Annotated in this window: 21 protein-coding genes and 1 tRNA gene; 13 read left to right on the top strand and 9 right to left on the bottom strand. The window is 50.8% G+C overall.

Annotated features, from left to right (window positions below; all coding sequences use genetic code 11):
- Window positions 1–72: 72 nt before the first annotated feature.
- The 6 genes from TH63_RS19590 to TH63_RS19615 all read right to left on the bottom strand — a co-directional run bounded on the left by TH63_RS19590 (window position 73) and on the right by TH63_RS19615 (window position 7,726).
- A complete protein-coding gene (locus TH63_RS19590) occupies window positions 73–633 on the bottom strand; it encodes a porin family protein (protein ID WP_048922451.1) in 561 nt (186 codons plus the stop codon).
- 370 nt (window positions 634–1,003) lie between these two features.
- Window positions 1,004–2,542: a YifB family Mg chelatase-like AAA ATPase gene (locus TH63_RS19595; RefSeq protein ID WP_048922452.1), complete on the bottom strand. Its 1,539-nt coding sequence runs from the start codon at window positions 2,540–2,542 to the stop codon at window positions 1,004–1,006.
- A 196-nt stretch (window positions 2,543–2,738) separates the two neighbouring features.
- A complete protein-coding gene (gene lpcA, locus TH63_RS19600) occupies window positions 2,739–3,338 on the bottom strand; it encodes a D-sedoheptulose 7-phosphate isomerase (protein WP_048922453.1) in 600 nt (199 codons plus the stop codon).
- Window positions 3,339–3,830, bottom strand: coding sequence for a hypothetical protein (locus TH63_RS19605; protein ID WP_048922454.1), 492 nt, complete (start codon window positions 3,828–3,830; stop codon window positions 3,339–3,341).
- 229 nt (window positions 3,831–4,059) lie between these two features.
- Window positions 4,060–5,889 carry an ABC transporter ATP-binding protein gene (locus TH63_RS19610; protein WP_048922455.1) on the bottom strand — a complete coding sequence of 610 codons (1,830 nt, stop codon included), beginning with the start codon at window positions 5,887–5,889 and terminating at the stop codon, window positions 4,060–4,062.
- Window positions 5,890–6,037: 148 nt separating this feature from the next.
- Entirely contained in the window at window positions 6,038–7,726 is a 1,689-nt protein-coding gene (locus TH63_RS19615; RefSeq protein ID WP_048922456.1) for a hypothetical protein, read from the bottom strand.
- Between the two features lie 251 nt (window positions 7,727–7,977).
- On the opposite strand from TH63_RS19615, the gene TH63_RS19620 reads away from it, so the two are divergent.
- From TH63_RS19620 to TH63_RS19630, 3 genes are all read left to right on the top strand, one after another.
- Window positions 7,978–8,940 carry a GNAT family N-acetyltransferase gene (locus TH63_RS19620; protein WP_048922457.1) on the top strand — a complete coding sequence of 321 codons (963 nt, stop codon included), beginning with the start codon at window positions 7,978–7,980 and terminating at the stop codon, window positions 8,938–8,940.
- Complete coding sequence (gene upp / locus TH63_RS19625; protein ID WP_048922458.1) at window positions 8,895–9,548, top strand: uracil phosphoribosyltransferase; 654 nt, start codon at window positions 8,895–8,897, stop codon at window positions 9,546–9,548. The genes TH63_RS19620 and upp overlap by 46 nt, the downstream gene beginning before the upstream one ends.
- Before the next feature lie 247 nt (window positions 9,549–9,795).
- The gene (locus TH63_RS19630) at window positions 9,796–10,173 is read left to right on the top strand and encodes a hypothetical protein (RefSeq protein WP_231583515.1); all 378 of its coding nucleotides are present in this window, start codon (window positions 9,796–9,798) and stop codon (window positions 10,171–10,173) included.
- Between the two features lie 156 nt (window positions 10,174–10,329).
- Here the strand turns inward: TH63_RS19630 and TH63_RS19635 are convergent, their stop codons facing one another.
- Window positions 10,330–11,817 (bottom strand): DEAD/DEAH box helicase, encoded by a 1,488-nt coding sequence (locus tag TH63_RS19635; RefSeq protein WP_082161842.1) that lies wholly within the window; start codon window positions 11,815–11,817, stop codon window positions 10,330–10,332.
- Between the two features lie 142 nt (window positions 11,818–11,959).
- On the opposite strand from TH63_RS19635, the gene TH63_RS19640 reads away from it, so the two are divergent.
- The 7 genes from TH63_RS19640 to TH63_RS19670 all read left to right on the top strand — a co-directional run bounded on the left by TH63_RS19640 (window position 11,960) and on the right by TH63_RS19670 (window position 17,199).
- Window positions 11,960–12,916, top strand: a complete 957-nt coding sequence (locus tag TH63_RS19640; RefSeq protein ID WP_048922459.1) for a helix-turn-helix domain-containing protein — start codon at window positions 11,960–11,962, stop codon at window positions 12,914–12,916.
- A gap of 71 nt (window positions 12,917–12,987) precedes the next feature.
- The gene (locus TH63_RS19645; protein ID WP_048922460.1) at window positions 12,988–14,325 is read left to right on the top strand and encodes a dihydroorotase; all 1,338 of its coding nucleotides are present in this window, start codon (window positions 12,988–12,990) and stop codon (window positions 14,323–14,325) included.
- A gap of 20 nt (window positions 14,326–14,345) precedes the next feature.
- Window positions 14,346–15,029 carry a hypothetical protein gene (locus TH63_RS19650; protein ID WP_156180754.1) on the top strand — a complete coding sequence of 228 codons (684 nt, stop codon included), beginning with the start codon at window positions 14,346–14,348 and terminating at the stop codon, window positions 15,027–15,029.
- Between the two features lie 153 nt (window positions 15,030–15,182).
- Window positions 15,183–15,256: transfer RNA gene (locus tag TH63_RS19655), tRNA-His, on the top strand.
- Window positions 15,257–15,408: 152 nt separating this feature from the next.
- The gene (locus TH63_RS19660) at window positions 15,409–16,332 is read left to right on the top strand and encodes a PfkB family carbohydrate kinase (protein ID WP_048922462.1); all 924 of its coding nucleotides are present in this window, start codon (window positions 15,409–15,411) and stop codon (window positions 16,330–16,332) included.
- Window positions 16,333–16,522: 190 nt separating this feature from the next.
- Complete coding sequence (locus TH63_RS19665) at window positions 16,523–16,837, top strand: hypothetical protein (protein WP_048922463.1); 315 nt, start codon at window positions 16,523–16,525, stop codon at window positions 16,835–16,837.
- Window positions 16,838–16,902: 65 nt separating this feature from the next.
- Window positions 16,903–17,199, top strand: a complete 297-nt coding sequence (locus TH63_RS19670; protein WP_048922464.1) for a hypothetical protein — start codon at window positions 16,903–16,905, stop codon at window positions 17,197–17,199.
- Window positions 17,200–17,328: 129 nt separating this feature from the next.
- Here TH63_RS19670 and TH63_RS19675 read toward each other — a convergent pair whose 3' ends face one another.
- Both TH63_RS19675 and TH63_RS19680 read right to left on the bottom strand, forming a co-directional pair.
- The gene (locus tag TH63_RS19675; protein WP_231583516.1) at window positions 17,329–18,147 is read right to left on the bottom strand and encodes a serine hydrolase; all 819 of its coding nucleotides are present in this window, start codon (window positions 18,145–18,147) and stop codon (window positions 17,329–17,331) included.
- Between the two features lie 185 nt (window positions 18,148–18,332).
- Window positions 18,333–20,057: a M61 family metallopeptidase gene (locus tag TH63_RS19680; RefSeq protein WP_048922466.1), complete on the bottom strand. Its 1,725-nt coding sequence runs from the start codon at window positions 20,055–20,057 to the stop codon at window positions 18,333–18,335.
- A 196-nt stretch (window positions 20,058–20,253) separates the two neighbouring features.
- Between TH63_RS19680 and TH63_RS19685 the strand changes: the two genes are divergently transcribed.
- From TH63_RS19685 to rnpA, 3 genes are all read left to right on the top strand, one after another.
- Window positions 20,254–20,895, top strand: a complete 642-nt coding sequence (locus TH63_RS19685; RefSeq protein ID WP_048922467.1) for a Pycsar system effector family protein — start codon at window positions 20,254–20,256, stop codon at window positions 20,893–20,895.
- Window positions 20,896–21,104: 209 nt separating this feature from the next.
- Complete coding sequence (gene rpmH / locus TH63_RS20045; RefSeq protein ID WP_071885432.1) at window positions 21,105–21,263, top strand: 50S ribosomal protein L34; 159 nt, start codon at window positions 21,105–21,107, stop codon at window positions 21,261–21,263.
- A gap of 35 nt (window positions 21,264–21,298) precedes the next feature.
- Window positions 21,299–21,709 (top strand): ribonuclease P protein component, encoded by a 411-nt coding sequence (rnpA, locus tag TH63_RS19690; RefSeq protein ID WP_048922468.1) that lies wholly within the window; start codon window positions 21,299–21,301, stop codon window positions 21,707–21,709.
- Window positions 21,710–21,730 lie beyond the last annotated feature (21 nt).

Consider the following 21,730-nt stretch of genomic DNA (forward strand, 5'->3'; position numbering starts at 1 on the left):
GGCGCCGTTGCAGCGTTACCCATAAAAAAAGGCCTGCAACCAGGCCTTTTCTTGTTTAGAGGTATCAATATATTACCGCCCTCCCAAGAGATAACTCAGATACAGCTGGAAGACAGAGTTCTTTACTTTAGGGGCATCGTCATTGTCGCTTAGGCTGGTGAGGCCGCCCTGGTACCTTAGCCCAAAGCCCATACCGCTTTCCATTTCATAGCCCAGCCCGGCGGCATAGCCAAACTCCAGTTTCTTGAAATCATCGGTGTCGCCATCTTTCACGGCCACCAGATACCCTAACGTAGGGCCGCCTTCAAAGAAAATTCCGCCGGCGTTCACATGGGCCAGAATGGGCACGTCTATATAACTGAAGGTCTGGTTGTCATCGTCATCATCTGTGAGCTCAATGGCGTATCCTTTCACAGAGAACAGAAGTTCAGGCCTAATGGAGACCATGTCTGAAAGGCCAAAGTCTAAAAAGCCTCCGCCATGAAAGCCGAACTGGTGCTTATAATCATCGGTGTTGTCGCCGGTAAGGGAGCTGTAGTTGGCGCCTGCTTTGAGGCCTAATGAGATGCCGCCTTGGGCTTGCGCGAAGTAGGTGGTGAACAACGCTGCTAATAAGAAGACTAACTTTTTCATGGTAAATAGTTTAAGTGGTACTAGTGTTTCAATAGGCGTAAAGTTTAAGGAGGTACAAGTGCTTCGGAAAGAAGTATAGGGATTAAGGACTATTCTTTATTTGAATGATGATACTAAGTCTTGTTTACGTTTTATTATGGTGTTAGATAAAAGAATTAAAAGGTTTGTTTCTCTGCTACTACACACCGCTTGGTATTTCCAGGATTTTAAATCTAAAGGCCTTATTATGAGACCGTTTTCGTTTGGATTACCCCTATCTGAGAATCATTTTTAACAAACTGCCGCTACCTACAGGCTATAAAGCACAAATGCACCGCCCTTGTGGAAGGCGGTGCATTTGTGCTTGAAGAAAAGTTAAAGGGAAAGGTTATTACCCGGCCCAGCCCTCCCGGTCCAGGCTGCGGTATTGGATCGCCTCTGCCAGGTGCTCAATCTTTATTTCCTCTGAGCCGGCCAGATCAGCGATGGTGCGGCTCACTTTCAGAATACGGTCATAGGCCCGCGCCGAGAGGCCCAGTTTCTCCATGGCGGCTTTTAAGAGCAGTCGGCCTGATTCATTAATGCGGCACAGGTCCTTCACCATTTGGGGCGGCATCATAGCATTGGAATGGATCTCGGGGAACTCCTTAAACCGCTCTGCCTGCCATTGTCGCGCCCGTTCTACCCGTTCCCGTATATCACCGCTGGTTTCGGTCTTGCGGGTCTCGGTCATCTGGTCAAACGAAACCGGCGTCACCTCCACGTGCAGGTCAATGCGGTCCAGCAAAGGCCCACTTACCTTATTGAGGTAGCGCTGCACCACGCCGGGACCGCAGACACACTCCTTGTTAGGATCATTGTAGAAGCCGCACGGACACGGGTTCATACTGGCCACCAGCATAAAGTTCGCCGGGAAATCAATGGTGAGGCGGGCCCGGGAAACGGTGACCCTGCGCTCTTCCAGTGGCTGGCGCATCACCTCCAGCACCGACCGCTTGAACTCCGGTAACTCATCCAGAAATAACACCCCGTTATGCGACAAGGAAATCTCGCCGGGTTGTGGGTTGCCACCGCCGCCCACCAATGCCACATCTGAAATAGTGTGGTGCGGTGACCTGAAAGGCCGTTGTGCCAGCAAAGAACCCTGCGCACCCAGTTTGCCAGCCACCGAGTGAATCTTGGTAGTTTCCAGGGCTTCATGCAGCGTAAGGGGCGGTAAGATAGAGGGAAGCCGCTTGGCCAGCATGGTTTTACCCGCGCCAGGCGGACCGATCATGATCACGTTATGGCCACCGGCGGCGGCAATCTCCAAGGCGCGCTTGATATTCTCCTGGCCCTGAACATCGGCAAAGTCGGCGGTGTATTGGTGTACGGTAGATTGGAAGATGTCGCGGGTATCTATCTTGACCGGGTCAATGGCCAGGTTTCCGCTCAGAAAATCAATGGCTTCTTTCAGGTTAGACACGCCAATCACTTCCAGGTTATTGACAATGGCGGCTTCCTGTGCGTTTTGGGTAGGGAGAATAAAGCCTTTAAAGCCTTCTTTGCGGGCCTGTATGGCAATGGGCAAGACACCTTTAATGGGTCTTAGTTCGCCGTCCAGGGCCAGCTCGCCCATGATCACATATTGTTCCAGGTTCTGTAGAGGCAGTTGCTCTGAGGCCGCCAGAATACCAATAGCAATGGGCAGGTCATAGGCAGAGCCTTCTTTCCGGACGTTGGCCGGGGCCATGTTGATGACCACCTTCAGGCGCGGCATCTTGTAGCCATTGTGTTTCAAAGCAGACTCAATGCGCTGCTCGCTTTCTTTCACCGCGTTGTCTGGCAGGCCCACCATATAATACTTGGTGCCCGCAGATACATTTACTTCAATGGTAATGGTATAGGCGTTCACACCCTGCACCGCACTACCGAAGGTCTTTACCAGCATAGAATATCCAGATCCAATATTGTATTTATCTTGAGGGGGCCAACAGTAAAGTGTTGGAATTAATTCCGTTACCGTTCTGAAAGGCTGTTTTCTTTAAGGACCGTTTCTGTTTAGAGGCTGTTTTTCATAAAACAGGCCTAAAACAGAAAATGAAGCCCACAGGCTTCACTTTCTAAATGATCGTTTCTTCTGCTTATTAAAGAGAAATGGAATAGGCCATGTGTTTCTCCAGCAGCAAGATCAAAATATGAATGACCTTGATATGTACCTCTTGTATTCTATCGGCGTAGCCGAAGTGGGGGACCCTGATCTCTACCTCACTGAGAGAAGCCAGTTGACCTCCGTCTTTGCCCGTGAGCGTGACCACGTGGGCGCCCATTTCTTTGGCTACCTGGGCGGCCTTTAACACGTTGCCGGAGTTTCCGCTGGTGCTTATGCCCAGGAGCACATCGCCGGGGCGGATGAGGGCCTGCACGTAGCGGGAGAACACTTGGTCATAGCCATAGTCATTGGAAACGCAGCTCAGGTGGCTGGGGTCTGAGATGGAAATGGCGGCCATGGGGGCACGGTCATCGCGGTAGCGGCCGGTGAGTTCCTCTGCAAAGTGCATGGCATCACACATGGAGCCGCCGTTGCCGCAAGACAAAATCTTACCCCCATTCTGCAGGCAGGTAGCCATGACCTGGGCCGCCTCCTCAATGACCTGGAGGGAGCTGGGTTGGGCTATAAAATTGGTAAGTACTTCTTGGGCTTGTTGCAGTTCCTGCAGAATAAGGGAAGAAGGGGTGGTTTCCATTTAATAATGAGGCCGGTGGTCTGTCGGCGGCAGGTTTGGGTTCTCGTCTGGGTTAAGCGTGGGCGGAATAGGCGCCGGCGTAATAATGGGTCCCTGGTCCTCCTCTATGTTGTCATCTAACCGGTGGTGACTGGTTGACTGGGTATAGGTAGTGTCTGCTGGTTTGGTCCAGGTGGGATCAGGAACGGTGGTCACGGGCGGAGGCGTTGCCTTGAGGCGTTGGTCATACAACTGCGCCTTCAGCTCGGTGATCTGCCGGTGCTCTTTGTCCAGGCCCCGCTTTAAGGTGGCAATATACGCGTTTTCCACGATCAGTTCTGCCAGCAGCAAGATGGCGCCCGCCCACAGCATGCGGTTGAAGAACTCGGCGTTGTCGGTCATGTCAAACAGAGCCACAAACTTAGACACGCTTAAAATGCGCAGCAGAAACAGAAAGACGGTGATGAGGTACACCATCACCAGAACATTTAAGACCTTTTTCAGAGATTCCATATAAGCAGAGGTTGAATAAACATTAGAGATTATGAATATTCTAACCTTTACGGGAAAACCAAGATTTAGCTGTGGTTCTGTTTGTTTCTTTTGAAAAGCGGCTTCTGGTTTGGGCCTGTTTTCCAGAAAACAGCCTCAAAAGGATTGCTGGTTGTTGATTGTTTCTCAATGCTGCTCCAGTTACTGTGCAGGCCTTAAAACAATCAACAATTAGCAATTGAGCAATCACCTAAGTAGTCTGCATCTGGGTGAGCTTGAAGTAGAGGCCACTCTGGCGGACCAGCTCCTGGTGGTTGCCGCGTTCCACAATACGGCCGCCTTGCAATACAATGATCTCGTCTGCGTGCTGAATGGTGCTGAGGCGGTGGGCTATGACAATGGAGGTGCGGTTCTTCATGAGGTTGGTGAGGGCTTCCTGTACCAGTTTCTCAGACTCGGTGTCCAGGGCAGAGGTGGCCTCATCCATGATCAGGATAGGTGGGTTCTTGAGGATAGCGCGGGCAATGCTCAGACGCTGGCGCTGGCCGCCAGAGAGTTTGCCACCGCGGTCGCCAATCATGGTCTGGTACCCATCCGGGCTCTGCGTGATGAACTCGTGGGCGTTGGCAATCTTGGCGGCGGCAATCACCTCAGCCTCGGTAGCATCTGTTTTGTTGAAGGCGATGTTGTTGAAAATGGTATCATTGAATAGGATGGACTCCTGCGTGACAATGCCCATCTGCTCTCTAATGGAGAATAACGAACAATCGCGCAGGTCCAGGCCGTCAATGGTGATGGCGCCTTCGGTGGGGTCATAGAAACGCGGTAGTAAGTCTGCCAGCGTAGATTTTCCTCCGCCCGAGGGCCCTACCAACGCGATGGTCTTGCCTTTTGGTATGCGCAGGTTAATGTCTTGCAGAATAGGGTCGGCGGCATATTTAAAGCCTACGTTTTTAAACTCAATCTCATGTGAGAACGGCGGAAGCACTTTGGCATCGGGCTTGTCTCTGATCAAAGGCTGGGTGTCAACCAACGCCAGAACCCGCTCGCCGGCTACCAGGCCGCGCTGGATGTTGCTGAACGCATTGGAGATGGCCTTCACCGGCGATAACACCTGCGAGAACAGAATCAAATAGCCAATCAGGGCCGCCGCCTCCAGGTCAGATTCGCCGCTTAATACCAGGGAACCGCCATAATATAGAATACCGGCCACCACGGTCACGCCCATGAACTCAGACATCGGCGAAGCCAGGCTGCGCTTGTTGTTCATAGAGGTAATGATGCGGGCATACCGGCTGTTGCTTTCCCTGAACTTATCTATCACATACGGTTGCGCATTAAAGCCTTTCACTACCCGCAGGCCGCCTAAGGTCTCGTCAATAATGCCTAAAATAGACCCCAGCGCGTCTTGCCCCTGCGATGATTGGCGTTTCAGTTTCTTTGAGATGCTTGAGATAATCAAACCTGAGATAGGCAGCACCAGCAAACTGAACAGCGTAAGCCGCGGCGACATGTAGAACAGCACGCCAAAATAGCCAATGACCAGAAAGGGCTCCCGGAACAGCACGTTGAGCGTGCTCACCACCGAGTTCTCCACCTCTAGCACGTCATTGGTGAGGGTAGACATGATGTTGCCCTTGCGCTTGTCTGAGAAAAAACCCAACTGTAGCTGTGTGAGGCGCTCATACACCTGCATGCGGAGGTTCTTCACCACCTTAGCCCGTACCACGCCTTCAATCCTGAGGCCAATGTACCGGAACAGGTTGGTGAGCATGACAGACGCGATTAAAATCAAACAGATGAATTTAAGGGCGCCCAGCTTCCCCTGGTTCTGGATCACCTGCCCGAAATAGTAGTAGAAAAAGTCCTTGGCCCAGCCAAAGCTGAAGGTAAACTCAGGGCGCTGCATCACAGAAACTTCCTGCAGGGCCACCTGGTCAAACAAGATATTCAACAACGGCACCAGCAGCGCAAAGTTCATGATCCCGAACACCGTGGCCAGCAAGGTGGCAATGGCGTAGGTGGGAACGTACTGGCTGAAAGGGCGCGCGAAGTTGAGAAGACGGAAATAAGTTTTCATTGCCGCAAAGGTAAGGCTTTGCCGGGGAAAACCCTGCTTTCCCGGAGGCTACCCGTTTTGAGGCCGTTTTTGGGAAAACAGGGCCAAAACAGCATCGCCCGCCTCTCTTGTTGGAAAGCGGGCGATGCTGGTAAAAAGGTAGTATGTTCTAGAACTCGTGGGTGCGCTGCGGAATGTTCCACCGGAAAGAAATCGCGGAGAAGGAAGTTTTCTGGTCAAAGCGGGGATCGCTGGCCTCGGCGCGGCGCACTACCTGGGTCACGTCCAGGAACATGTTGTACATGAGCTGGAAAGATGCGGTGGCCTCGCCGTACACCTGGTTGGTCTTGATGCCGCTGCCTACCTCATACCCATAGTCGCCGGAGCGGGTGTTATAGGATTTGAGCACGTTACCCCCGAAGTTGTACCGGGTCCGGTTGCCTTCAGAATCAAAGGTATCCTCGGGGTCCTGGCCATACTGGCTCACGATGGCTTTGGCCGTGACCGTGAGTTTAGGCAGGGGTTGGTACCGGATAATGCTAATGGCCTCGGCCACGTTGGCGCCCATGGGGTGGGCCAGGGGCTGCTGGTAATGCTGGTAGTTGGTGTAGGGTTGCTCATGGGAGTAGGTGAAAGGCCGCACGTAATTGATTTCCCCCTGCAGGTCCAGGTTGGAAACCCCGAAGGCATCAATGTACCGGGCCCCGCCCTGAAGCGCGTATTTGTTGGCCCACCAGCCATTACCGGCCCGAAGTTCACTGATCAAAAACTCATCCAGCACCAGCTGCCCGTACAACTGCACGCGGTTTAGGATGTTCCATTTAGCATCTGCCCCCAGAATAGCGTTGTCTTCCGAGCCTAAACCTTGCTCCACGGCCCGGTAGAAAATAAGCGGGTTCAGGTACTGTAACTCAAACCGGCCTTTGCTCCGCCCAAAAATGGTAGACTCAAACACGCCCACGTTCAGGTTAGGCAGAATGTTCAGGCTGAGATGATGCAGGGCCATGTACTTTTTAGGGTACAGCTGGTCGCGCTGCTCATGGTCGGCGGTGAGTTCGGCGTAGAGGTTGGTGTACTGCAGTTTCCAGACCTGGGTCTGTAGTTTCAGAAAGAAATACGGCGCCGAGTAATCTGACAGAATCAACGACCGGAAACCGTTACCAATGAAATGGCGGTCATGGCCCAGCATTACGCTTATGTGTTTGGTGGCAGCGTAGTTAATATAGCCTCTGGCCGAGAAAAAGTCATAGCCCCCCTTCCCGAAGGTTTTCCAATAGGCCTCATGGGGCACTATGGTGTCCCTTGCTATGCGGTTGTTCACGTAGCCCGGAAGCTTAACCTGGTTATCAGATAAAAAGGTATAGAAGCCCAGTTTCTCATCCAAGGAGCCTTCTACCTGCAGACCGCGGGAGTTAATGTAGCGCAGTCCATCGGTCTCATTGTCTTTACCGGCCTGCAAGCCGATGACCGGGTTCACACGCAACGTAAACTCAGGGCTTTCATAATGGTAAAGGTCGGTTTTGTTGGTATAGAAGTGACGCAGGAGTGGGCGCTGGTTCTCGTTGTCGCGGTCATTGCGGGTGTAGTTCCAGTTGTCGTTGAGCAGGTAATTGATGTTGTACTCATCTGCCGCTGAGCCCTGGGACATAGATTCCTGCTTAGCCGTCTCGCCGAGCGTAGCCACGCGGGCCCGGCCGTAGGGCTTGAAAGAGGTATGCAGGGTTTCGGTGTTGTGCTTGATATGGTAGCGGTCAATGACCCGGTACACGTCCGGGTTCAGGGGAACGGTGGCATCCTGGGCCTGGGCCGGGGTGGTCAGACTCAGAAGCACCAGTAACAGACGGTATATGTTTCTCATAGGAACAACGGAAAAGGGAAAGGCTAAAGATACTGGAATTTTGTGCGTGTACTCTACACCGGCCCTCGGGGTTGCCTGTAAAGAGTTCTGAGTCTTACGTTCTGAGTGAGTAAGAGGAATTGTGTTTCAGGTCTGTTTTCTGTTTTAAGCCCGATTTCCGGAAAACAGCCCCAAAACAGACAGGCTTAGTAGTAAGGCCTTGGCGCCGGTATGGCAGGAAACGGCTCTGAAAACCCTATCTTGCCAAGAGAATGATACAGCTGCTACGCCACCATGAGATAGACCAGACCCGTTGGGCCAACTGCCTGGCCCGGGCATACCAGCCGTTGGTGTATGCGCAGGCCTGGTATCTTGACGTGGTGTGCGGAAACAACTGGGAGGCCCTGGTGGAGATTCAGGGCGAGGCTTATGTTTCTGTTTTTCCGCTGCCGGTGAAAACGCTTCTGGTCCAGAAACGCGTGTACCAGCCACTGTTTACCCAGCAACTGGGACTCATTACCACCCCCGCCAGCCAGGAAACCACTATTGAAGATTACCTGGCACTTTTGCCTTCGTCCTACGCCGCAGTGCAGTATCAATTACCGTGGCCGACGGCCCTTCCGGTAACGCTCCCAGAACCATGGCATTGGCGCTTTCGGCCTAACTATGAGCTTTCCTTAGCGCCGGCATACCCAGATATTCAGCAGCAGTATTCCATAAACTTGCGGCGTAACCTGCAAAAAACTGCCGCCACTTCGCTTAAAGTAGGAAAGATAGACAGTATAGACGCCTTGCTTTCCCTGTTCCAGCGCACCAAAGGGCGGGAACTCCCTGAACTCAGGCCACGGCATTACCAGAAATTGGAACAGCTTCACCAAGCCGCTCAAAGGCAAGGAGTGGGGCAAGTATATGAAGTGCGCCAGGAAGAGGAATTACTGGCCGCCGCCTTTGTGCTCCATACGCCTCATCGGGTCACGTTTCTTTTTGGGGCCAGCTCCTTGGAGGGCCGGCGCCGCAACGCCATTGCCTTCTTGCTGGACCAGATCATCAGGCAGGAGGCGGGCTCGGGCAAAACCTTTGACTTTGAGGGCAGCGAAGTGCCGGGCGTGGCTAAATTTTATAGCGGCTTTGGTGCACAGCCCGTTCCCTACCTATCTTTAAGTCTTCAATCTAAAAGAACCACCGTTCAATGGACTCTAAACGTCTTTACATCCTTAGCCAAACGCCTTCGTTAGCCAATCACTTTATCGCAGAGCTGCGCGATGTCACCGTGCAGAAAGACAGCCTGCGTTTCCGGCGCAACCTGGAGCGGTTAGGGGAGATCATGGCGTTTAAGATTTCGGAGACCCTTCACTACGCCCCGCAGACCATCCAGACCCCGCTGGCGACTACCCAACAGACGCTGCTGCAGGAGATGCCGGTGCTGGCCACTGTGCTACGGGCCGGTCTGCCGTTCCACCAGGGCTTCCTGAATTACTTTGACAACGCCACCTGCGCATTTGTAGGAGCGTACCGGGTAGAAGGCGAGCGACAGCTTTCGGTGCACTTAGACTATATGGCCACCCCGCACCTGGAAGACAAGATCCTAATTCTGGTAGACCCCATGCTGGCCACTGGCCGGTCTCTGGCCCTTACCTACAAAGACATGCAGCGCTACGGCAAGCCCAAGCGCATTATCATTGCGGCCGTCATTGCCAGCCCCGAGGGGGTGGAGCATCTCCATAACGAGATTCCGGAGGCAGAACTATGGCTGGGCGCCCTGGATGAGCGCCTGAACGAGCAAGCCTACATTGTGCCGGGCCTGGGCGATGCCGGTGATCTGTCGTTCGGGGAAAAAAGGTGAGAAAAATCCAAAAAGTAATTTCTTAAGAAATACAACGGGCATTTCTTTTTTCGTTAGAGTTATACAGAATGATTCTAACTAAAGGGTCCTGAGGCTGTTGTATTCTTGTATCTGCGTGTAATTTGTCTATTTTGCCCGTATTACCTTTTAATTTTTAGGCAGTATGCTTGCAGCCGTAGCTAAATATATTTCTGTCTTTCTTCTGAGCTCAATTAAGTTTTTTGGCGGACCTATTGCGGGGGTTTCCATGGGGCTACCCTTTTGGGCTACCCTGGGCTTAACCATTGGAGGCATGATGACCAGCGTTTTCTTGTTCTCCATTATTGGGGCTGCGGTGCATGACCGGTACGTGGTAAGGCAAAAAGCCAAAAACAAACCCATGTTCAGTAAGAAAAACCGCCGGATTGTCTCTGTCTGGACCAAGTTCGGCATGTCTGGCATCGCGTTTCTCACCCCCATCCTGTTTACGCCCATTGTGGGGACTGTCCTGGCCACCGTATTAGGCGTCTCTAAAAGCCGAATCTGGCTGCATATGCTCTGGAGCGCCGTTTTCTGGGGCTTCGCGGTGACGTTAACCTTGTTTAAACTCAGCCACCTGCCTTTCCTGCAGTTTCTTCAAAGATAAATTGCTGGTTGTTGTTTGTTCTTTTCAGCCTGAGAAGGTAAAACAGAAGAGCCGCTTAGTTTCCTAAGCGGCTCTTCTGTTTTACAGGTGTTTTAAGGAAAACAGCCTCAAAACACGTTTTAGCTATTAAAACAATTAACAACTAGCAATCAACAATTACCTACTCTTGCGCTTGCTGCCACCGCCGGCTTTGGTTTTCTTCCAACCGGCTTTCTTGGCATCGCGGGTTTTTTCGCCTTTGCCTTTGTTCTCGTAGTTGGGCCGGGCTTTCTTCTCATGGAAGGCGCCCTTAAAGTCAGGGTCGTCGCGGCGTTTCTGGAGATCCAGCTCTTTGTTGATTTCCTGCTGCTCCTCAAAAGACGTTTTATGGATTTCCACCTGCTCGGGCATGGGAGCCCTGGGGATCTTCATCTTTATGAGTTGCTCAATGCGGTGGATATGGTGCATCTCGGCCTCATTGGCGAACGTAATGGAGGCCCCCTTTTGCTCGGCCCGGCCCGTCCGGCCAATGCGGTGCACGTAATCTTCATAGATAATGGGCACGTCAAAGTTGATCACGTGGCTCACATCCTGGATGTCAATGCCGCGGGCGGCCACATCTGTCGCCACCAGGTACCGCACTTCCCCGTCTCTGAACGCCTCAACGGCATTAATGCGGGTGTTCTGGCCTTTGTTTCCGTGTACCACGCGTACGCCACCACTGCCTTTGCGGTCCAGGAAGGAGCTCACGTTGTCGGCGTTGGTTTTGCTGCGGGTAAAGATCATGACGCGGTTAAACGTCTCCCTGTCCCGGAACAGATGCTCCATGAGGGCAATCTTGGTTCTAAGGTTGGGCACCTGGTACAGAATCTGGGTCACGGTCTCTACCGGCGTGGCCTGCGGCGTTACCTCTACCTTCATCGGGAATTCCAGGAACTCCTCAGACAACACCAGTACTTTCTGGTGCATGGTAGCCGAGAAAAGGAGGTTCTGGCGCTTGCGCGGAATAATCTCCAGAATCTGGCGGATCTGGGGCATAAAGCCCATGTCCATCATTTTGTCGGCCTCGTCCAGCACCAGGGTTTTCAGTTCCTTCAGGTGAAGTTCGCCTTTGCGGTATAGGTCTACCAGCCGACCTGGGGTGGCCACGATGATATCTACGCCTTCGCGTATGCGGTCAATCTGGGTTTTGGGGCCCACGCCACCGTAAATACCTACGGTTCTGAGGTCGGTGTAGTGGCTCAGGTTGTGCACAGCCTCCTCTATCTGCATCACCAGTTCGCGGGTAGGGGCCAGAATGAGGGCGCGGGGGTGTTTGCCCTGCGCGTATTTCACTTTCATGAGCAAGGGTAGCACGTAGGCAGCAGTCTTACCCGTGCCCGTCTGCGCGATGCCCATCACGTCATGCCCGGCCATGGCTAGGGGAATGGTCTGTACCTGGACCGGCGTAGGCTTAGTGAAGCCAGAATCGGCCACAGCTGTCAATAACTGTTTGTTCAGCTTAAAATCCTCAAATGAGGGCAAAGCAATCTCTTCTTCCTGCTCGGTTTCTTCCTCCTGGTCTATAGCTTCCTCATCCGTTTCATCGGTAGGGTTTTGCTCGGGTTGAGCGGGTATAGGCGCATCCTGCTCCGGGGCAGAATTTTTGTTTTCTTCTTCTATCATTACAGCAAAGGTACGGATTTGAATTTTGATGTCTTTCCTCCTGAGAGATAATACGTTTTGGAGCCGTTTTTGGGAAAACAGGGGAAAAATGAAAAGCTGAATATTTTTCTTATCTTCCTCAAAAGACGAATTCAAATAATTTATGCTAGAAGATTTTAAAGACTCAGTTAATTCAGTTTTAAAAGAGAGGCTAGTTAGTCCCGTATTCGGAGCTTTTGCTATCTCTTGGAGTATCATTAACTACGAGTTGATATATTATGTTTTAACGGTTGATAGCAAAGTGCCGGTACAAACTAGGCTCAGTTTTGTAAAGGAGAATTACATTGACATTGATTATAACTTTTGGCAGCCTCTTGCCTTTAGTTTGCTCATGCTCCTGCTTTTTCCTGTTAGCTCAGGGTTGGTTGCTATATTCAAGATTTGGATAGATTCAATTGTTAAGAAATTATCCTTTAAAGTGCAAAAGACTATACCTATTCCTCATGATGATGCAATTGCTTTATATGAGAGAATCGAAAAGGAGGAAGAGAGGAGAGACCGGCTTTTTAAAGAGAAGGAGGCAAAGATTATAGCACTAAATACTCAATTAGAGGAAGGTAAAGGGTTGTTTGAACTGACTGTAAGTAATTTGCGGGATAGTTTTGGAGAAAAAATTAATATGCAGCTGCATCAGATTGAAGAACTTCATAAATCTAGAAACGAGGAAATCAAGCAAAGAGGTATAGCTGAAAAAGAATTAAGAAAGATGCACAGGTTGTATTCTGCTAAGATTAAGATATTAGAATCAATAAAGCCTCAACTTTTCCCAGATAAGCTTTCTTATTTAGAAAGTGTAATGAACATGATTTTAAATCAACCATTTCCCCTTAATGTTTTCTTTACTCTAATAAATGATATGCCATTAGATGAAAAAGTAAGACCAATTCCTGCTGAAGTTACTGATGAAGATTCATTGCAATATTTAGAGGAAAGAGGATTAATTGTTTTTGATGAGAAGTCTTATAGCTTGACTCAACTTGGGGAGCAAATAAGGACTTTACTTGTTTTAAGCGATGTGGCATTTGTTAAGATACCAAAAGGAACAATAAAAGAGATTTGATTTAGCTGCTCGGTTTCAGAAAAAAACTTCAAAACCACGACACTTCTGCCTTGCGGTTTTATCTTAGCACCATGAACAGCATCCTTATCAAGAACGCCCAACTCGTGAACGAAGGCCGCATCATGACCGCCGATGTGCTGGTGAAAGACGGCTATATTTATAACATCGGGCAGAACCTGAACATAGTGGCAGACAAGGTCATAGACGCCAAAGGCCAGTACCTGCTGCCCGGCATCATTGATGACCAAGTGCATTTCCGGGACCCGGGCCTTACCCACAAGGGAGACTTGTACACAGAACCAAGGGCCGCGGTGGCCGGGGGCGTGACTACCTTCATGGAGATGCCCAACACCGTTCCCAACGCCACCACCCAGGAATTGCTGCAGCAGAAATACGACACCGCCGCCCAGCAATCCTTGGCCAACTACTCCTTCTTTATGGGCGGCACCAATGATAACCTGGAGGAGATCCTGAAGACCGACCCCCGCACCGTCTGCGGCATAAAGCTGTTCATGGGCTCCAGCACGGGCAACATGCTGGTAGACAACGTGCACACCCTGGAGGAGATTTTCAAGCAAAGCCCCATGCTCATTGCCACCCACTGCGAGGATGAGGCCACCATCAGAGCCAACATGCAGCGCGCCACGGAGCAGTACGGCGAGGACATTCCCATGAGTGCCCACCCCCAGATCAGAAGCGTGGAAGCCTGCTACAAATCCTCCAGCATGGCGGTGGAGCTGGCCAAAAAGCACAACACGCGCCTGCACATCCTGCATATCAGCACCCAGGAAGAGTTGGAGCTGTTCAGAAAAGATATTCCGCTGGAGCAGAAACGCATCACCGCCGAGGTCTGCGTGCATCACCTCTGGTTTGACGCCGCGCAGTATGAAACGCTGGGCGCCCAGATCAAATGCAACCCCGCCATTAAAGAAGCCCGGCACAAAGAAGCCCTGTTCCAAGGCTTGCTAGACAACCGACTGGACATCATCGCCACCGACCACGCCCCGCACACCTGGGAAGAGAAACAGGCGGGAACCTACAAAGCTGCACCTTCGGGCTTGCCGCTGGTACAGCACTCCTTGCAGGTGATGCTGGCTTTCCATAAACAGGGTAAAATCAGTCTGGAACGGGTAGTAGAGAAAATGTGCCATGCCCCGGCCATCTGTTTTGAAGTTGAGAAGCGTGGGTTCCTGCGTGAAGGCTACTGGGCTGACCTGGTTTTGGTAGACCTGGAACAAAGCCAGACGGTGGCCAAAGACAATATTTACTATAAGTGTGGCTGGTCACCGTTGGAAGGGCAGGAACTACCAGGCGTGGTGACGCATACCATCGTCTCTGGGCATTTGGCTTATAAGAATGGGGCTTTTGATGAGAGTAAGAAAGGGGAGAGGGTGTTGTTTAGCAGGTAGGCCGTTCTATATTTCAGTCTATGAGTGAAATGAAATACTTATTTACCTTGATTTTAGTGCTTTTTGTAGCCTTCCTCACTAGGGCGCAAGTAGCTATTATCAATGACAAGGATGGTTTCACTAATGTAAGGAAAGAGCCAAATGCCCAGTCTTCCATAATTCACAAAATCACCAACAATAAAGTTTTTTGGTATGACTTAGAGCAAGCTCAAGATGGCAGTGATTGGGTTAAGGTTTATATCCCCACTGATGCCTTCAGCTTAAAAACCAGAGAGAATGATTACATAGAGGGGTTTATTCATACCTCCAGACTTCAACCGCTAGAGCAAATTAAAAGCTATAAAGGTTCAGACTTTAGTTTCAAGTATGTAATTGAGCCTTTTAAACTTGGTGGCCGAAGCGTAGAAAAGCAAGATGGTAAATGGGTGAAAGCCATTGGCGGGAGGAACGTTTGGGGCACAGACGGCAATTTTCCAAAGATTCAAGTCAAAGGCATTCAGGTAAACGTTGCAGGGAAAGCAATTCCAATTGGCAAGGCCCTGTATGCAGATATTTATGAATGCACTAATGATTTTAAGGTTTACAAGAGCGCAGATACCTATTTTGTCTACCAATGGAATAGTGATGGCGCCGGTGCTTACCAAGTGGTCTGGGTTTTTACCAAAGCAGGCTTAAAGCAAAGATTTGTGGGGTCAATGATTTAAAGAAAATTATTATCCAGAATACTCAAATATCCTCTTGAGACAGAGAGTTTTGAAGAGGCTTGCAAGGCCGCTCAATATAACTTTCAATAAAAATTAAAGCAAAATACTTGCACTCAATGCTCAAATGCGCTAATTTTGTTCTCAAATTACACGGTGGTCGTAGTTCAGCTGGTTAGAGCACCAGATTGTGATTCTGGAAGTCGTGGGTTCGAACCCCATCGATCACCCAAAAAGCTCCTGAGAAATCAGGGGCTTTTTTTGTTTTAGGCCTGTTTTTCAGAAAACGGGACTAAAACGGAAAGAACTTTGGTTTAAGGCAGCGGTAAGGCCTTTGGTGCTTTATGGCTGCAACAGGTAAGAACTCTAATAAAGAAAGCACATGAGTCTATTAGTTATTGGATCAGTAGCGTTTGATGCACTGGAAACCCCCTTCGGGAAACGGGAAAAAATCATCGGCGGCGCCGGCACCTTCATTTCTATGTCTGCCTCCAACTTTGTGCAGCCCGTGAACCTGGTGTCTGTGGTGGGCGGCGACTTCCTGAAGTCTGACATTGCCATGCTGGAAGGCAAGGGCATCAACACCGAAGGCCTTCAGGTGAAGGAAAACGAGAAGTCGTTCTTTTGGTCTGGCCGCTACTTCAATGATATGAACAGCCGTGAAACCCTGGTGACAGAGCTGAACGTGCTAGGCGATTTCGACCCGATTATCCCCGAAAGTTACCAAGACTGCCAGTACCTTATGCTGGGCAACCTGGCCCCCCAAGTACAGCGCCAGGTGATTGAGCGCCTCAAAAACCGCCCTAAACTGGTGGTCATGGACACCATGAACTTTTGGATGGACATTGCCCTGAATGAATTGATCCAGACCATTGGCATGGTAGACGTCCTGAGCATCAATGACGAGGAAGCCCGCCAACTGAGCAAGGAATACTCATTAGTGAAAGCCGCCAAGAAAATCATGGCCATGGGGCCGAAGTACCTGATCATCAAAAAAGGCGAGCACGGCGCCCTGTTGTTCCACCAGGAAGAAGTGTTCTTCGCGCCGGCTTTGCCGCTGGAAGAAGTGTTTGACCCCACCGGCGCCGGCGACACCTTTGCCGGAGGCTTCATTGGTTACCTGGCCAGCACAGATGACATCAGCTTTGAAAACATGAAACGCGCCGTGATCCATGGGTCGGCTATGGCCTCTTTCTGCGTAGAGCAGTTCGGCACTGAGCGTTTGGTAGACCTGCAGCCAGATGAGATTGTCACCCGCGTACTGGAGTTCGTGAAACTGGTGAACTTCCAGCCGGAAAGGGTATAAGTTGTTTTAAGGCTGTTTTCCAGAAAACGGCCTCAAAATAGAGATTGAAAAAGCCAGCGGGCTACTCCTGAAAATGGGTGGCCCGCTGGCTTTTTGGCTTTAGAGAAAGGAAAATAGGCAGGCATAAACCCAATACCGGTAATTTCCTTTAACTTTTCGTCTGGGTTAAAAACTAAGACCCAACCATAGAATGGAGAAGAAACAAAATACAGTGATGGCCTTGGCCATGGGCGCGCTTATATTCCTGACGCTGGAGGTGGCGGTGTATTACAGCCTGGTAACCTGGCTCATCCCTACAGACCCAGAGGTAGAAGCCGCTGGTGGTTCTATTGTGCGCAACTGGAACAAGGTCATGTACTTCATTCTGGTGTATATGGGCGTAGTGGTAGGAGCTTTGTTGATAGCCAGCTCACAGGTGCCAAGGGGCTATAGAGGGCACGTCATGTTCTGGTTTTACCTCTCGTTGCCCATGCTCCTCGTACTCCTGATGCTGGCTTTTAGCTGACCCATTGGTATACTTTTACCACGAGGTCTCGTATAGAGGGTATCACTTAACTAAAAGGAGGCTTTATGAGCAGCGATAAAAAGAATAACTCCAATACGAAAGGCGAGAAAGATGCGGTAGGAAAAGGTTTAGAAGACCAAACCCAGCAGCATGCCAACAAGAAGTTTGACCCCACCCATCAAACCCAGAACGACCCGGTAGACAAAGGCCTGCAGGCCGATGACGCCAAGGTGCAGAACCCTAACCGGAATCTGGCCAAAGGCGGTAACCCAAGCCGGGAAGACATTCCGCAGGGGTACGGCAACAAGGGCAACCGCCCGCGCAGTAACCCATCTGACAACCAAGTGGACAGAGGTAAATAAGATTTACTATTGCTGATAAAGCACTAAAAAGCGAAGGCTGCCTTACTCAAGGCAGCCTTCGCTTTTTTATAGGGTTTTGATAAGCTTTAGGCCTAGATATAAATCCTATTCTTCACTCAGAACTCAAGACTACCTCATCATGTGCTTATAAATCATTTCAGACACGGTGGCCATGGCGGCAATGCCAGCCGGCTCATCCTGCAGTTCCTTAGATAAGAGTACCAGTACATACTGGCGGCCATCTGGCAGAAAAACAATGCCAGAATCATGGCGCACGCCAGTAATCCAGCCGGTTTTGTGGGCCACCTTCACGTCTGTAGGCAGTTTAGACGGTATAATATCCTTGAACTTCTGGTCCAGCAGGATCTTGACCATTTCCTGAGAGGCTTTTTTAGACACGGCCTTTCCCTGGGCTATGTGCTGGAACAGCACCATCAGGTCATACGCGGTGGCGGTGTTGTTCAGGCCTTGGCGGTAGGCTTTGGTGTCTTCCACGCCCCGCAGCACCTGCATGTCCTTCATGCCCAAGCTGCGCATGGTCTGGGTCACGTTCTTAGCGTCCAGCTTCTCTATGACTATGTTGGTGGCCAGGTTACTGCTCTGGATGATCATGCGGTAAAGCAAATCATACAGGGTGCGTTTCTGCCCCAAAAGTCTATGCAGTTCCTGGTCGCTGTCATCCTCGGCGGCAATGCTATAGAGGCTGCCGTCCACAATACTTTTAAACTCGTTTTTGACCAAGATAGAATCCGTGATGGAAAACTTTCCTTCGGCGGCTTGCTTATAGGCTTCCAGAAGCACCGGGGTTTTCATGGTGCTGGCCGCGTGGAAGGACGTGTGCTCATTGATCAGCAGTTCCTCACCGGTTTTCAGGTCTTTGAACGCCACGGCAAAAGTGCCCTTCTGCTTGCTGAGTTCAGTGGTGATCTGTTCTTTTAAGCTGTTCATTCTGGCTTGTTGTTTGGTTGCCGTACAGCCACATAGCCAAATGGCCAGCGCTAAAAAGGTAAGCCTGGTGCTCATATATTATTGGGTTTGCCTGTAAGTTAAAGAAGGGCAGCTGAAATACCAGAACCCTACAAAAGCGTTTTAAGCCTGTTTTTTCAAAAACAGGCTTAAAACGCAAGGACCGCCTAAAACTCCTGCTTCAGCCAGGCCCTGAAATTAGCCTGCTGTTCAGGGCTAGCCTCTGGCTTTTTGCGCACATTATATTGCGGAAGGTGCAGCAGGCCATCTGGGGCTAGCCGTACCGTCTGTAGTTTCTTCTGCCTAAACAAGGTAAGTTCAATAGGTTCTGGCTTGGCCAGCAGGTTCACCAAGTTGCCATTCTCTACTTTGCGGCCGTTCACGGCAATGAGCTCGTCTTCTACAGCCATTACCGCCGCGGCAGGTGAGCCCGGGGCAACGTAACCAATAGCGGCGGCCGCCGGAAGGGCAGGGTTCACCTTAAATCCATAAAAGCTCTCATACGGCAACGCAGACGGCAGTTTCTCCAGCGTGCACCCCACGTAGTCTAGGGCCGGGGCCAGCCACTTCTCAAAGGAAACCGTCCCGAAGATCATCTCCCGGAAGTAATCCTCCAACGGAATGCCGGCCACCTGCTGGGCCAGATCCTGATAGTCTTCCTCGCGGTAGCCCCTGCCAGTTTGCCCAAATTCCTGCCATAGGCGGCGCATCACCTCGTCCAGGGACCGGCGGTTCTGGGTGGCCCTTCGTATCTCCAGGTCCAGCACCAGCGCGGCAATACAGCCCTTGTGGTAGATGCTCACCTTACGGTCGGGCACGCCGGGTTTGTAGCCGTCCAGCCAGGTGTCAAAAGAAGAATCGGCTACAGAGAGGTGTTGTTCTCCCTGGTCTACGGTGTGCTTTTTGAGAACGGTGTTCAGTTCCTGAAAGTATTGGTCAGCGGTAAAGACGCCACCACGGGCCAGCAGGTAATCCCCGTAATAGGTAGTCACGCCCTCGGCCACATAGCCGGTCCTGAAGTAATTCTCCTGGGTGAAATTGTAGGGCTGCAGCTCTATAGGACGTATTTGCTTGATGTTCCACGTGTGAAAAAGCTCATGGCAGCTAACGCCCAGCAGCTCTTTATACAGCGCCGGCGACATCAATAACTCGGCGGGGCCGAGGGTGATGACCGTGGAATTGAGGTGCTCTACCCCGTGGTAGTGCTGATAAGGCAGAATGATGTTCAGGAAATGGTAGTCGGGCACCGGGAACGTTTCAAACAGCGCCAGCTGCTCCCGGGTAAAGGCCCTGAAGTGCGGGATAAGTTGCTCCCAGTTAGGCTGGCACTCGCCCTGGAACCAGACATGGAACGGAATGCCCTGCTCCTCATACACCTGGTGCTGCAAGGTGGCGCTGGCAATAAACGGCGAATCTGCCAGTTGGTCAAAGTTCTGGGCCTGCAGGGTCTTGGGCGCTACGGTTGGTAATCCGCAGGCAATCTGCCAGTGGTCTGGAATGGCCATGGAAACCAGGCAGGGCTCCTGTTCCTGGCCCTCGGCGGTGAGCAGGCAGTTCACGGGGTTCACGTAGAGAAAATCCTCGGCCAGCCAGGACCCGCCGGCGTCCATCTGCCGCGCATAGAAGTTGTAGTGCACGTGTACCTGCGCCTGGCCCTGGGTCTCTACCTGCCAGCGGTCCTTGCTGACTTTGCGGCAGGGCAGGGGTGTGCCCTCTGGCGTAACCACCCTGAAATCCTGCAGCTTCTGCGCGAAGTTCTGGAGCTCATACCGGCCGGGGCGCCAGGCGGGCAATTGCAGGTACAGCTCTGGCGTGTTGATATTCTCTAATACCGTCCGGATTTGGAGATAGCCGGAGAGGGGATTCTGGGCGGAAAGGTGGTAGTGTAACATGTAAACGTAGTAACGGAAGCTGCCTTACAGGGAAAGTGGCTGGAAGTTGCAATATTTTGGGTTCTCTGTCAACTGCCCAAAGGGGGCAAGGCCTTGTGCTATGTATAACATCTCCTTTTGAACGAAGATTGGCCTGCCGCGTTAAGCCAAGTAGGCTAGCCGTAAGTAAATGGTTATCTGTGATTTTAACTAAACCATGAATGTAACAGAAGAAAAGGAGGTGTCTCTTAAAAATCAAAGGAAGAAGGAGAAAGAGAGCGCGAAGAAACAGGAAAAGAAAACCGCTAAGCTAGAGGCTATCATAGCCAAAGAGCGTCTGAGCGGACTTACCAACATGTACCGCACCGCTGCCAGAAACCATGTTTCTTATATTGCCATAGGAGACCGCCGCGCCAACATTCTCATTAGTATTTGCACGCTTGTTATCTCTGTTATTTTTACGTTTTACCTGCGCAAGTTTGAAGACATCAGCACGTACCTTATACCTGGGGTTACGTTGATCATCACCTGTACCATCACCTTGGTGCTGGCCATTTTCTCTACCCGGCCAGACCGCACCCGGGGCTATTATACCTTAGATGAGGTGGCCAGCAAAGACGTGAACCTGCTTCATTTCGAGAACTTCCACAGAATGTCTATTAAGGAATATGAACAGGCCATGGACAAGTTACTGGAGAGCGGCACGCGTTCGCGCCACGCCCTTATGCGTGATTTGCACGGGTTAGGGGTCTCGGTTGCCCGCAAATACCATTACTTGCGCATGGCCTATAACGTGATGATGGTGGGCTTTGTCTTAACCGTAGTAGCGTTCTTTGCGGTCATCCTAGGGCACATGTAGACGATTGGGAGCCATTTGGAAGGCCTGCCGTTTTGGGCCTGTTTTCCTAAAAACAGGCCCAAAACGGCAGGTTTTAGCCAAGCAGGTGCAGCGCAGCTTTCAGAAAAGTGGGGTAACGTGCAAATAATCAAATTAAAATAGCAGCATTGGTTTGATTTTTCAGAATTGATGTCTAATTTTGCAACCCTTAATATAATGTTTAGTGTAAGATGAAAAGAACATTCCAACCTTCGCAACGCAAAAGAAGAAATAAGCACGGCTTCCGCTCAAGAATGGAAACTGCCAATGGTCGTAGAGTATTAGCTAGCAGAAGAGCTAAAGGCCGTCACAAACTGACCGTTTCTGACGAAAGAAGACACAAAGCCTAATTTTTCTGAGTAGCTCGCTGCAAGGCGCCTCGCGAATGGGTACCTTCACTGAACATTCTGCAGAAGAGCCACCGATTTCTTATAGATTTCCAAAAGAAGAACGTTTACGGAGCAAAAAGCTGATTGAACAGCTGTTCCGTGAAGGTTCTTCTTTTAATTCGTATCCCCTGCGTTTTGTGGCACTCCACGTGCCCGAAGCCTCTGAGCCCCCGGTTCAGGTGTTGGTTTCTGTCTCCAAAAGAAACTTCAAGAAGGCCGTTGACCGTAACCGGCTCAAGCGCCAGATAAAAGAGGCCTACCGGTTGTCAAAACCCACTATTACTCAGCTAAACACGCAGGGTGGTACCTGGTACATTGGGGTTTTGTACATCGGCAAAGAAAAAAATCCTTTCAATACTATCCATAAAAAACTAAATTCCGGATTGGAGCGTTTGTTTACTAAATAGCCTTCCCCTTTTTTTTGTTTT

The organism is Rufibacter radiotolerans, assembly GCF_001078055.1.
In the GTDB taxonomy this organism is placed as follows: domain Bacteria; phylum Bacteroidota; class Bacteroidia; order Cytophagales; family Hymenobacteraceae; genus Nibribacter; species Nibribacter radiotolerans.

What these genes read in the sequence shown, in the direction of transcription:
- TH63_RS19615 (WP_048922456.1), bottom strand. Translation starts at nt 7,726, where the DNA reads ATGAGAAACATATACCGTCTGTTACTGGTGCTTCTGAGTCTGACCACC.
- TH63_RS19665 (WP_048922463.1), top strand. Translation starts at nt 16,523, where the DNA reads ATGGAGAAGAAACAAAATACAGTGATGGCCTTGGCCATGGGCGCGCTT.
- TH63_RS19650 (WP_156180754.1), top strand. Translation starts at nt 14,346, where the DNA reads ATGAGTGAAATGAAATACTTATTTACCTTGATTTTAGTGCTTTTTGTA.
- rnpA (WP_048922468.1), top strand. Translation starts at nt 21,299, where the DNA reads ATGGGTACCTTCACTGAACATTCTGCAGAAGAGCCACCGATTTCTTAT.
- TH63_RS19590 (WP_048922451.1), bottom strand. Translation starts at nt 633, where the DNA reads ATGAAAAAGTTAGTCTTCTTATTAGCAGCGTTGTTCACCACCTACTTC.
- TH63_RS19640 (WP_048922459.1), top strand. Translation starts at nt 11,960, where the DNA reads ATGCTAGAAGATTTTAAAGACTCAGTTAATTCAGTTTTAAAAGAGAGG.
- rpmH (WP_071885432.1), top strand. Translation starts at nt 21,105, where the DNA reads ATGAAAAGAACATTCCAACCTTCGCAACGCAAAAGAAGAAATAAGCAC.
- TH63_RS19645 (WP_048922460.1), top strand. Translation starts at nt 12,988, where the DNA reads ATGAACAGCATCCTTATCAAGAACGCCCAACTCGTGAACGAAGGCCGC.
- TH63_RS19605 (WP_048922454.1), bottom strand. Translation starts at nt 3,830, where the DNA reads ATGGAATCTCTGAAAAAGGTCTTAAATGTTCTGGTGATGGTGTACCTC.
- lpcA (WP_048922453.1), bottom strand. Translation starts at nt 3,338, where the DNA reads ATGGAAACCACCCCTTCTTCCCTTATTCTGCAGGAACTGCAACAAGCC.
- TH63_RS19680 (WP_048922466.1), bottom strand. Translation starts at nt 20,057, where the DNA reads ATGTTACACTACCACCTTTCCGCCCAGAATCCCCTCTCCGGCTATCTC.
- TH63_RS19595 (WP_048922452.1), bottom strand. Translation starts at nt 2,542, where the DNA reads ATGCTGGTAAAGACCTTCGGTAGTGCGGTGCAGGGTGTGAACGCCTAT.
- upp (WP_048922458.1), top strand. Translation starts at nt 8,895, where the DNA reads ATGGACTCTAAACGTCTTTACATCCTTAGCCAAACGCCTTCGTTAGCC.
- TH63_RS19670 (WP_048922464.1), top strand. Translation starts at nt 16,903, where the DNA reads ATGAGCAGCGATAAAAAGAATAACTCCAATACGAAAGGCGAGAAAGAT.
- TH63_RS19620 (WP_048922457.1), top strand. Translation starts at nt 7,978, where the DNA reads ATGATACAGCTGCTACGCCACCATGAGATAGACCAGACCCGTTGGGCC.
- TH63_RS19635 (WP_082161842.1), bottom strand. Translation starts at nt 11,817, where the DNA reads ATGATAGAAGAAGAAAACAAAAATTCTGCCCCGGAGCAGGATGCGCCT.
- TH63_RS19630 (WP_231583515.1), top strand. Translation starts at nt 9,796, where the DNA reads ATGGGGCTACCCTTTTGGGCTACCCTGGGCTTAACCATTGGAGGCATG.
- TH63_RS19610 (WP_048922455.1), bottom strand. Translation starts at nt 5,889, where the DNA reads ATGAAAACTTATTTCCGTCTTCTCAACTTCGCGCGCCCTTTCAGCCAG.
- TH63_RS19660 (WP_048922462.1), top strand. Translation starts at nt 15,409, where the DNA reads ATGAGTCTATTAGTTATTGGATCAGTAGCGTTTGATGCACTGGAAACC.
- TH63_RS19685 (WP_048922467.1), top strand. Translation starts at nt 20,254, where the DNA reads ATGAATGTAACAGAAGAAAAGGAGGTGTCTCTTAAAAATCAAAGGAAG.
- TH63_RS19675 (WP_231583516.1), bottom strand. Translation starts at nt 18,147, where the DNA reads ATGAACAGCTTAAAAGAACAGATCACCACTGAACTCAGCAAGCAGAAG.